Origin of the sequence: Pontixanthobacter luteolus, from assembly GCF_009828095.1 — a bacterium.
In the GTDB taxonomy this organism is placed as follows: Bacteria; Pseudomonadota; Alphaproteobacteria; order Sphingomonadales; family Sphingomonadaceae; genus Pontixanthobacter; species Pontixanthobacter luteolus.
Genome location: NZ_WTYP01000002.1, coordinates 1 through 2,500, shown reverse-complemented (window position 1 = coordinate 2,500; position 2,500 = coordinate 1). Strand labels below are relative to the sequence as shown.

Sequence of the window (2,500 nt, the reverse complement as noted above, 5' to 3'; positions counted from 1 at the left end):
CTCCGCGAAATCTATTGAGGTAGAGCGTTGGATGTATGCCGATGGGGGTAGAGCACTGGATGGGCTAGGGCTGCGCGAGCGGTACCAAACCTAACCAAACTCCGAATACCATCGAGTCTTGTCCAGCAGACAGACGGCGGGTGCTAAGGTCCGTCGTCAAAAGGGAAACAGCCCTAACCTACAGCTAAGGTCCCCAAGTCATATCTAAGTGGGAAAGCATGTGGGAATCCCAAAACAACCAGGAGGTTGGCTTAGAAGCAGCCATCCTTTAAAGAAAGCGTAACAGCTCACTGGTCTAAATAAGGGTTCCTGCGGCGAAGATGTAACGGGGCTAAAGATATGCACCGAAGCTTAGGGTTCAGATCTTTGATCTGAGCGGTAGCGGAGCGTTCCGTAAGCGGATGAAGCCGAAGGGTAACCGACGGTGGACGTATCGGAAGTGCGAATGCTGACATGAGTAGCGATAAAAAGGGTGAGATGCCCTTTCGCCGAAAGACCAAGGGTTCCTACGCAATGCTAATCAGCGTAGGGTAAGCCGGCCCCTAAGACGAGCCCGAAGGGGGTAGTCGATGGGAACCACGTTAATATTCGTGGGCCTGAAGATGTGTGACGGTTTGTGGAAGTAGTTTGTCCTTATTGGATTGGGCAGGCTGCCAAGCAGATCCAGGAAATAGCCTCTTCATATAGACCGTACCCGAAACCGACACAGGTGGTCAGGTAGAGTATACCAAGGCGCTTGAGAGAAGTATCCTGAAGGAACTCGGCAAATTGCCTCCGTACCTTCGGAAGAAGGAGGCCCCATCTCGAGGCAACTCTTGATGGGGGGCACAGGCCAGGGGGTAGCGACTGTTTATCAAAAACACAGGACTCTGCTAAGTCGGCTTCAAGACGACGTATAGGGTCTGACGCCTGCCCGGTGCTTGAAGGTTAAGAGGAGGAGTGCAAGCTCCGAATTGAAGCCCAAGTAAACGGCGGCCGTAACTATAACGGTCCTAAGGTAGCGAAATTCCTTGTCGGGTAAGTTCCGACCTGCACGAATGGCGTAACGACTTCCCCACTGTCTCCAGGATATGCTCAGCGAAATTGAATTCTCCGTGAAGATGCGGAGTACCCGCGGTTAGACGGAAAGACCCCGTGCACCTTTACTGCAGCTTTAGAGTGGTATTGGGAAAGAACTGTGTAGAATAGGTGGGAGGCTTTGAAACTTGGGCGCCAGTCCAAGTGGAGCCAACCTGTGAAATACCACCCTGTTGTTTTCTAATATCTAACCTAGATCCGTTATCCGGATCAGGGACCCTCTATGGCGGGTAGTTTGACTGGGGCGGTCGCCTCCTAAAGAGTAACGGAGGCGCGCGATGGTAGGCTCAGGACGGTTGGAAACCGTCTGCGAGAGTGCAATGGCATAAGCCTGCCTGACTGCGAGACTGACGAGTCGAGCAGAGACGAAAGTCGGTCATAGTGATCCGGTGGTCCCTCGTGGAAGGGCCATCGCTCAACGGATAAAAGGTACGCCGGGGATAACAGGCTGATGATTCCCAAGAGCTCATATCGACGGAATCGTTTGGCACCTCGATGTCGGCTCATCACATCCTGGGGCTGGAGCAGGTCCCAAGGGTTTGGCTGTTCGCCAATTAAAGTGGTACGTGAGCTGGGTTCAGAACGTCGCGAGACAGTTTGGTCCCTATCTGCCGTGGGCGTCGATACTTGAAAGGAGTTGCCCCTAGTACGAGAGGACCGGGGTGAACATGCCTCTGGTGTACCAGTCATGCCGCCAGGCGTGCCGCTGGGTAGCTATGCATGGACGGGATAACCGCTGAAAGCATCTAAGCGGGAAGCCTCCCTTAAGATAAGGTATCTTCGAGTCGTGATAGACCATCACGTTGATAGGCTGGGTGTGGAAGCGTAGTAATACGTGAAGCTAACCAGTCCTAATAACTCTGATCATGCTTGATGAATCCCACCATCAACGACAGGCCTGAAAAGGTGCTGCGCTTGATGATGTCGGAAGACATCCAGCCAGATCTACGACGCCTAATTAAACGTATCGCATCGATTAAACCCGCACATCCACTGGCTTTATTGCTTGGTGGCCATAGCGTCTGTGACCCACCCGATCCCATCTCGAACTCGGCCGTGAAACCAGACAGCGCCGATGGTACTAACGCTTAAGCGTTGGAAGAGTAGGTCGTCGCCAGGCATTATAGCTGGTGGGTGAGCGAGGAAAAAACCCATTCATATGTCAAAGGGCTGACCCCACAAGGGCAGCCCTTTTGGCGTCTCTAGGCTTCGCGCCTCGTGACGCCGCAAATCGGTGACGCGGGGTGGAGCAGTCCGGTAGCTCGTCAGGCTCATAACCTGAAGGTCGTTGGTTCAAATCCAACCCCCGCAACCACCGTTTTCAAGCACTTCAACACCCTGCGCCCTGCTGCAATCCAGCAGGGCTTCTGCGCGTCTGTATGACGCCCCTAATCGGGCCGAAGGCGGTACATCTGCTGTGGGG

General features: G+C 53.8%; 1 tRNA gene and 2 rRNA genes (1 of these 3 cut by a window edge). All 3 read left to right on the top strand.

Annotated elements, in window-relative coordinates:
- Positions 1-1,952 (top strand): 23S ribosomal RNA (locus GRI43_RS08460) (it extends 840 nt beyond the left edge of the window).
- Positions 1,953-2,082: 130 nt separating this feature from the next.
- A 5S ribosomal RNA gene (gene rrf, locus GRI43_RS08455) occupies positions 2,083-2,197 on the top strand.
- 118 nt (positions 2,198-2,315) lie between these two features.
- A tRNA-Met gene (locus tag GRI43_RS08450) sits at positions 2,316-2,392 on the top strand.
- Positions 2,393-2,500: the final 108 nt, after the last annotated feature.